We start from the raw sequence: 6161 nt of genomic DNA on the forward strand, positions 1-6161 counted from the left end.
CCGGCGCGGACGGCGGCGGCCCCGACCGGGAGGAACGAATCAGACGCCCACGAAGTGCCTGGCCGGCTCCGGCTCCGGCTCCCGGGTCTGCAGCCGGGCCCCCTCGACGTCGATGTCGGGCAGGATCCGGTCCAGCCGGCGGGGCAGCCACCACGCCCGGCGGCCGAGCAGGGCCAGGGCGGCCGGGATGATGGCCATCCGGACCACGAAGGCGTCGAAGGCGACGGCCGCGGCGAGGCCGAGCCCCATCATCTTGACCATCGGCTCGGCCATGCCGATGAAGCCCGCGAAGACGCTGATCATGATGAACGCGGCGGCCGTGACCACCCGGGCGTTGTGCCGGAAGCCGGTGACGACGGCCTGGCCCGGCTCCTCCCCGTGGACGTAGGCCTCGCGTATCCGGGTGACCAGGAAGACCTCGTAGTCCATGGCCAGGCCGAAGACGACCCCGATCATGAAGATCGGCATGACGCTCATCACCGGGCCGGTCTGCTCCACGCCGATCAGCTCGGCGAGCCAGCCCCACTGGAAGACCGCGACCACGGCTCCGAGGGCGGCGGCCACCGAGAGCAGGAAGCCGAGCGCCGCCTTGAGCGGGACGAGGACGGAGCGGAAGACCACCAGTAGCAGGAGGACCGCGAGCCCGACCACCACGGCGAGGTAGGGCACCAGCGCGTCGCTGAGCTTCTGCGAGACGTCGATGTTCATCGCGGTGGCACCGCTCACCAGGACGGTGGCGCCGGTGGCGGATTTCAGGCCGGCGGCGCCGGCCCGGATGTCGTGGACGAGCTGCTGCGTCTCGGCGGCGCTCGGCCCGGTGGACGGCACCGCGTTGATCAGCGCCGTGTCACCCGCCGCGTTGAACACCGGCGGCGACACCGACACCACGCCCGGCAGGCCCGCCACCTCCTTGCCGACGCGGTCGGCGGCGCCCTTCGGGTCGGCCGCGCCCTTGGCGTCCACCAGGAGGGTCAGCGGGCCGTTGAACCCCGGCCCGAAGCCCTCGGAGAGGTGGTCGTAGGCGCGCCGCTGGGTGGTGGAGGTCGGCTGGGACTCCGCGCCCGGCAGCCCGAGCCGCAGATCGAGGGCGGGCAGGGCGAGGACGCCGAGGCCCACGACACCGGTCAGCAGCACCGCCACCGGGCGGCGCAGCACCAGGCGGGCCCAGCGGGTGCCGCCGTTGGCCGGCTGCCGCTCCGCTTCGGCGGCGGCCGGGGCCACCGGGCTCCCGGCGGTCGTGCCGTCGGCGACGGCACGCAGCCGGCCGACACGGCCCCGGCGGGCGGCGCGCCGGGCCCGGCGCGGCAGCACCCGGTCGCCGAGGAAGCCGAGCAGGGCCGGGACCAGTGTCAGGGCGATCACGACCGCGATCACGACCGTGCCGGCGGCCGCCATGCCCATCTTGGCGAGGATCGGGATGCCCACCACGGAGAGCCCGGCCAGCGCGATGACGACCGTCAGCCCGGCGAAGACCACGGCGGAGCCGGCCGTGCCGACCGCCCGGCCGGCGGCCTCCTTCGGCTCGTACCCCTCCAGGAGTTCGGCGCGGTAGCGGGAGACGATGAAGACGGCGTAGTCGATCCCGACGGCGAGGCCGAGCATCATCGCGAGCGTGCTGGTCGTGGTGGAGAGGCCGAGGGTACTGCCGAGGGCGGTGATCGCCGCGATGCCGAGGCCGACGCCGACCAGGGCGGTCAGCAGCGGCAGCCCGGCGGCGGCCAGCGATCCGAAGGTGATCACCAGCACGACGGCGGAGATCGCCATGCCGATGGCCTCCGACGTGCCGCCCGCCTCCCCGCCGCCCATGAGCGCGGAGCCGCCGATCTCGACCGTGAGGCCGGCGTCCCGCCCGTGCTGCGCCGCCTGTTGGAGGGCGTCCGTGGCGGCCGTGCTCAGGGAGCCGGGCTTGGCGTCGTAGCCGATCGTCGCGTAGGCGGTCGAGCCGTCCTTGGAGACGGTGCCCGCCTGGAACGGGCTGACCGCGCCGGTGACCTGCTCGCCGTGGGCGAGCTCGGCGACCGTCCGCTCCACGGCCTGCTGGTGGGTGGCCGCGGTGATCTTCTGCCCGGAGGGGGCGACGAACACCAGGCGGGCCGACGCGCCCTCGGCGGTGCTGCCGGGGAAGCGCGCGTCCATCAGGTCGAAGGCCTGCTGTGCTTCCGTGCCCGGCATCGCGAAGCCGTCGTCGGGTGCCGCCGGTGCCTTGGCGGCCAGGACTCCGGCGGTCGCCAGCAGGGCGACCCAGAGCAGGGTCGTCAGGCGGCGCCTGAGGAAGGCCCATCGGCCCAGGCGGTACAGGAATGTGGCCACGGGAGAGCAGACTCCTTCGGATGACGTGCACGGGTGCGGCGGCGGGACCAGGGCCGCGGCACGGCCCGGGGCGCCCGGAGCACGGCCATCCTCGATCGCGGGGGGCCGCCGCGTCGTCATCGCTGCGCAGGCCGTTCGCGTAGTCCGTGCGCAGTAGCGCGGCACCCGGACGGAGTACGTCAGCTGCACCGCGGGGAGCAGCCGCCGGGCCTTCCGGCTCCCCGGCCCGGCCTCCGCCGGGGTGGTCCGGGGCGGACGGCGGCGTCCGGCGGCCCCCGGCGGTCCGGTGACCGCCCGGTCACCGGGGCAGTCACCCGGGCGGTCGGTGACGACGGGCCGGGAACGGGCAGGCGAAGTAGCGTGATGTGCCTGGCCCGACCGATTTGTCCGGTCCGGCCGGAAACGAACCCGCTCGATGATCTGATCATCCTGCTGCCGGAGGTGGCCTCATGGGCGTTCCAGCCGCTCGCATCGTGTTCGACGAGAGCGACCGCGCGGCCGTCGCGGACGCGGTGGCGGAGATCCTCGCCACCGGTGCGCTGACCCTCGGCCCCTGGACGGAGCGCTTCGAGCAGGCCTTCGCGGCCGAGCACGGCGCCTCGCACGCCGTGGCCGTCGCCAGCGGGACGGCCGCGCTGGAGATCGTCCTGCGCACCGTCGACGTCCGTGACCGCGACGTGGTCGTCCCGGCGGTCACCTTCTACGCGACCGCCGCCGCCGTCGTCCACGCCGGCGGACGCCCCGTCCTCGCCGACGTCGACCCGGCGACCTTCGCGCTCTCCCCCGAGACGCTGGAGGCGGCCCTCACCCCGGACACCGCCGCCGTGGTGCTGGTGCACATCGGCGGCCTGATCACCCCCGAGGTCGACGAGCTGCGCGCGATCTGCGACCGCCGGGGCATCCCGCTGGTCGAGGACGCCGCCCACGCGCACGGCAGCAGCTACGCCGGGCGCGCGGCCGGGTCGTTCGGCCTGGCCGGCGCCTTCTCGTTCTACCCGACCAAGGTCACCACCAGCGGCGAGGGCGGCATGATCCTCACCGAGTCGTCCGACCTGCGCGACGAGGCACGGATCCACCGGGACCAGGGCAAGGGCTCGTTCACCACCAACCACCACGTCCGGTTCGGCGCCTCCTGGCGGCTGAGCGAGCTCAACGCCGTCGTCGGCGCGGTGCACCTGCGCCGGCTCAAGGAGTTCGTGGAGACCCGGCGCCGGGTGGCCCAGCGGTACGACGCGGCGCTCGCCGGGCTCGACGGACTGCGGCCGACGGTCGAGCCGGTCGGCTGCCGCAGCAACTACTACAAGTACGTCGCCCTGCTGCCGGCCGGGGTCGACCGCGCCGCGTTCAAGCGGGCGGTGGCCGAGGAGCACGGGGTGCGGCTCTCCGGCGAGGTGTACGACCTGCCGCTGCACCTCCAGCCGGTGCTGGCCCCCTACCGGCGCGGGCCGCTGCCGGTCGCCGAGGACCTCTGCGCCCGGCAGATCTGCCTGCCGGTGCACTCCGACATGACCGAGGACGAGACCGACCAGGTCATCGAGGCGGTCACCGCCGTCCACCGGCGGCTCGCCGGATGACCGGGACGGCCGAGAGCACCGGCGCCGCCGGGGCCGGCGGAACCACAGCGACCGCCGGGGCCGCCGGACGGATCGGCCGGTCCCGATGACCGGAACCACCAGGAAGCCCGGAACCACCGGAACCACCGGGACGCCCCCGGACCGGACGGTCCGGGCGAAGGCCGGACAAGGAGAGAGACCGTGCGCGTAGCCGTCACCGGGGGATGCGGATTCATCGGCTCACACGTCGTGGACCGGCTGATCACAGCCGGCCACGAGGTGCTCGCGGTGGACACCACCGACAAGTACCTCAACGCCGACGCCGAGCACGCCCGCATCGACATCCTCGACCTGACCGCCCTCACCAGCGCCCTGGACGGCTGCGAGGTGGTCTTCCACCTCGCCGCCATGGCCGACGTCGAGCAGGTCGCCGCCGACCCCGTCCGGGCCGTGCGGATGAACATCGACGGCACCGAGGCCGTCCTGGAGGCGTCCCGCCGCAGCGGCCTCAGCCGCACCGTGCTGGCGAGCACCGTCTGGGTCTACGGCGCCGCCCTCACCGACGACCAGCTGGACGGCGGTGCGCAGGAGCTGGACGAGCACGTGCCCATCGAGCTGGAGCGCAGCGGACACCTGTACGTCGCCACCAAGCTGGCCGCCGAGATGCTGGTGCACAGCCACCGGGAGCTGTACGGGCAGCACTTCACGATCCTGCGCTACGGCATCCCGTACGGACCGCGGATGCGGGACGAGCTGGTGGTCGCCCGGTTCGTGCAGGCCGCGCTGGCCGGCCGGCCGATCACCATCGCGGGCGACGGCCGGCAGAGCCGCAACTTCGTCTACGTCGAGGACCTCGCGGACGCCCACGTGCGCGCCCTGTCCCCCGCCGCCGAGGACCAGACCTTCGCCCTGGAGGGCTCCACCGCCGTCTCCGTCCGGGACATCGCCGACACCGTCGACCGGCTGCTCGGCCCGGTCTCCATCTCGCACATCGAGGCCCGGGCCGCCGACTACGACGGCCGCCGCATCTCGGCCGCCCAGGCGAAGCGGCTGCTCGGCTGGTCGCCGAAGACCACCTTCACGGACGGCGTGCGGCGCTACGCGGACTGGTACCGCGACGAGGGCGGCCCGGGCGCCGGCCGCGCGGCCGGCGGCTCCTGAGGCGGCGCCCCCGGTGCCGCACGCCCTGCTGGTCTCCGGCTCGCTCGGGCAGGGCCACGACGTGATGGCCCAGGCCTGCGCCGACTCGCTGCGGGCGCGCGGCTGGACCACCGCCACGGTGGACGCCATGGCGCTGCTCGGACAGCGCGCGGGCGCGGTCGGCGAGGCGGTCTTCCGCCGGCTGCTCGACCTGCCCGGCGTCTACGACGCCTTCCACTTCGCCGCGCTGCGCCCCGGCGCCCGGCCGGCCCTGCTCGCCGACGCCGCTGCGCGGACCAGGCTCGTCCCGGCCCTGCGGGAACTGGTCGCGCGGCAACGGCCGGAGCTGGTGGTGTCGGTGTTCGCCACCGCCACCGCGGCGGTGAACCGGCTGCCCCGGCGGGCCGGCGGGCCGGCCTTCCGGCACCTGGTGCTCTGCACCGACGTGACACCCCACCGGCTCTGGGTGCAGGAGGGCACCGACCTCTTCCTGGTCACCTCCGAGGTCGCGGCCTGCGCGGTGCGGCGCTACCGGCCGGAGGCCGCGATCGCCGTGCTGCCGGCGCCGCTGCGGGCGCCGTTCTACCACCCGCCCACCCGCGCGGCGGCCAGGGCCGAGTTCGGGGTGCCGCCCGACGCCAGGTGCGTGCTGCTGATGTCCGGCTCCTGGGGGCTCGGTCCGCTCGCCCGCACCGCCACCGACCTGGCGGACGCCGGACCGCACGTGCTCGCCGTGGCCGGGCGCAACCGCGAGCTGGAGCGCCGGCTGCGCCACGCCGCCGGCCACCGTCCGCGCCTGCACCCGTTCGGCTACACCGAGCGGATCCCCGCCCTGATGACCGCCGCCGACCTGGTGGTGACCAGCTCCGGGGACACCTGCGGCGAGGCCCGGGCACTCGGCCGCCGCCTGCTCCTGCTGGACGTCGTCCAGGGCCACGGCCGGGACAACCTCCAGCACGAGCTGGAGCTGGGCCACGCCGACGTCACCTCCGCCCGGCCGGCCGACGTGGTCCGCACCGCCCTCGCCGCCCTGGACCGCCCGGCCCCACCCCCCTCGGCCGGCGCCTCCCCGGAGGGCTGGCGGACCGGCTTCGCGGCCGCCCTGGCCCAGGTCGGGCTGGGCTAGGGGTGTTGGCAGAGTCCCGCCTGATCCGGCGG

4 protein-coding genes are annotated in these 6161 nt (G+C 75.2%); 3 read left to right on the plus strand and 1 reads right to left on the minus strand.

The features are described from left to right. Window positions 1-39 precede the first annotated feature (39 nt). Window positions 40-2310: an MMPL family transporter gene (locus tag ACFWA9_RS37680; RefSeq protein ID WP_380393823.1), complete on the minus strand. Its 2271-nt coding sequence runs from the start codon at window positions 2308-2310 to the stop codon at window positions 40-42. A gap of 449 nt (window positions 2311-2759) precedes the next feature. Between ACFWA9_RS37680 and ACFWA9_RS37685 the strand changes: the two genes are divergently transcribed. The 3 genes from ACFWA9_RS37685 to ACFWA9_RS37695 all read left to right on the plus strand — a co-directional run bounded on the left by ACFWA9_RS37685 (window position 2760) and on the right by ACFWA9_RS37695 (window position 6129). Further along, window positions 2760-3884 carry a DegT/DnrJ/EryC1/StrS family aminotransferase gene (locus tag ACFWA9_RS37685; protein WP_359834660.1) on the plus strand — a complete coding sequence of 375 codons (1125 nt, stop codon included), beginning with the start codon at window positions 2760-2762 and terminating at the stop codon, window positions 3882-3884. Window positions 3885-4064: 180 nt separating this feature from the next. After that, window positions 4065-5024, plus strand: coding sequence for an NAD-dependent epimerase/dehydratase family protein (locus ACFWA9_RS37690; protein WP_359807124.1), 960 nt, complete (start codon window positions 4065-4067; stop codon window positions 5022-5024). Window positions 5025-5037: 13 nt separating this feature from the next. Further along, window positions 5038-6129: a hypothetical protein gene (locus tag ACFWA9_RS37695; protein WP_380393827.1), complete on the plus strand. Its 1092-nt coding sequence runs from the start codon at window positions 5038-5040 to the stop codon at window positions 6127-6129. Window positions 6130-6161: the final 32 nt, after the last annotated feature.

The organism is Kitasatospora sp. NPDC059973, from assembly GCF_042737525.1.
Lineage (GTDB): Bacteria > Actinomycetota > Actinomycetes > Streptomycetales > Streptomycetaceae > Kitasatospora.